Consider the following 2,011-nt stretch of genomic DNA (forward strand, 5'->3'; position numbering starts at 1 on the left):
GCATGAATGATTTCCTGAATGCGTTTCGCCACCGTGCCCAAATCGGTGCCCTGAACCGCCCCAAAAATATCGATGGCTGGTTTCACATTGTAATGGCTGACCACGGCGGGCCCCACGCCATGACGAAAAGTGGCCAGATTAGCCAGGATTTGAGGGGGCACCATGGGTGAGGCTACGGTAATGGGCAATTGACCCAGATCTCCCACCGACTGCAGACGGTATTGCGGCATCTGTGCCGACACGTTGTACTGCACACCATTTTTTGGGTTGGTCCAGAAACTGGGTGCCGTCTGAAAACTTCCCGACAGAGAAGTCATGAGGTTAGTGGCGACGTCCTGCTCCGTATATCCCAAGGTCTGGGCAAGATCACGATTCACCTCAACCTCCACCTGAGGGTAGTCGAAGGACTGCTGGATGCGCAGGTCCACGGCGCCCGGCACCCTCTTCAGTTCAGCCAACAAGCGATTGGCAAAGGCCCGGTTCTCCGTAAGGCGAATCCCCGAGATTTGCACATCCAGAGGGGCAGGCAAGCCAAAATTCAGGATCTGGCTGACGATATCTGCGGGCAGGAATGCAAAGGAAATGGTCGGAAAATCCTGGTGCAATACCTTTCTCAGGTCACGCACCACTTCCGGGGTGGGCGCATGCCCCTTGCCCAACGTGATGAAAATATCCGCATCCCCCGGCCCGACGGGTGCGGATGTACTGTAGGACAAATTGATCCCACTATAAGGCAGCCCCACCACATCCACTTGAGTATCCAACTGTCTACCCACATGACGACGGATATCTTGCTCCACCTGATCACACAAAGCCGTCGTGTCCTCGATACGCGTACCACTGGGAGCACGCAGGTGTAACTTGATCTGCCCTGCATCCACCTCTGGAAAAAAATTCTCTCCAATCCATGGATACAACAGGAACGACAACCCCACCACTCCATAGAAGATCACCGTGAAGCGGCGCGGACGGGCGCGCAATACCCCTTCCAGACGGACATGATAAGCCGCCCGCAACCGGTTGAACCCTGCCTCGAAACGCTGCTGGATGACAGCACCCAAATGGCGCGCAGGCACCCCATGTTCCTGATGCAACCAATATTTGGCCAAGGTCGGCACCAGGGTCCGGGACAATACCCAGGAAGCCAACATGGCAAATACCACCGCTTCCGCCAAAGGTACGAAAAGGTAATGGGCTACTCCCGTGAGCAGGAACATGGGAATAAAGACGATACAGATGGCCAAGGTGGACACCAGGGAGGGCATGGCGATCTGACGCGCACCATCCAGAATGGCCGTTTCCGTATCCTTACCCTGCTCCAGGTGCCAATTGATGTTCTCGATGGCCACGGTGGCATCATCCACCAAAATCCCCACAGCCAGTGCCAAACCGCCCAACGTCATGATATTGATGGTCTCTCCCAACCAGGACAGCACAATCAGGGACACCAGCACAGAAAGAGGAATGGAAACGGTGATGATCAGAGTACTGCGCCACGATCCCAAAAAAAGCAGGATCATGAGCCCCGTCAAAGCCGCCGCGATCAGCCCTTCACGCACCACCCCATCGATCGCTGCCGTCACAAACAAAGACTGATCTCCCGTGGTATGAATGTGCATACCCGGCGGCATATCCGCCCGCACCTGGGGCATGAGACCCTTGATGCTGTCGATGATCGTCAGAGTGGATGCCGACCCGGTCTTGAGCACACTCATCAGCACGGCTCGATGCCCATCCACTCGCACCACGTTGGTCTGCGGAAGTGCCCCGTCATAGACATGGGCCACGTCCCGAATATGGATCAGCGCACCGGAAGGTGTACGCAAAGGAATTCCGTTCAACTGATCGATATCGGGGAAACTGGCGTTCAATTTTACCACGTATTCCCAATGGGCAATTTTTTCCGTTCCGGCCGGGACGATCAGGTTCTGAGTGGACAAGGCGCGCGTCACGTCATTGGCCGACAAACCATAGGTCCTCAACGCCGCCGGTTCCAGATCCACCTGCACCT

General features: G+C 55.9%; 1 protein-coding gene. It reads right to left on the reverse strand.

Annotated features, from left to right (window positions below; genetic code table 11):
• Positions 1-2,011, reverse strand: a 2,011-nt coding sequence (locus tag M6F29_RS11705) for an efflux RND transporter permease subunit (protein ID WP_298160105.1), incomplete at both ends; no start/stop codon positions are given.

The organism is Ferrovum sp., from assembly GCF_027317285.1.
GTDB lineage: Bacteria > Pseudomonadota > Gammaproteobacteria > Burkholderiales > Ferrovaceae > Ferrovum.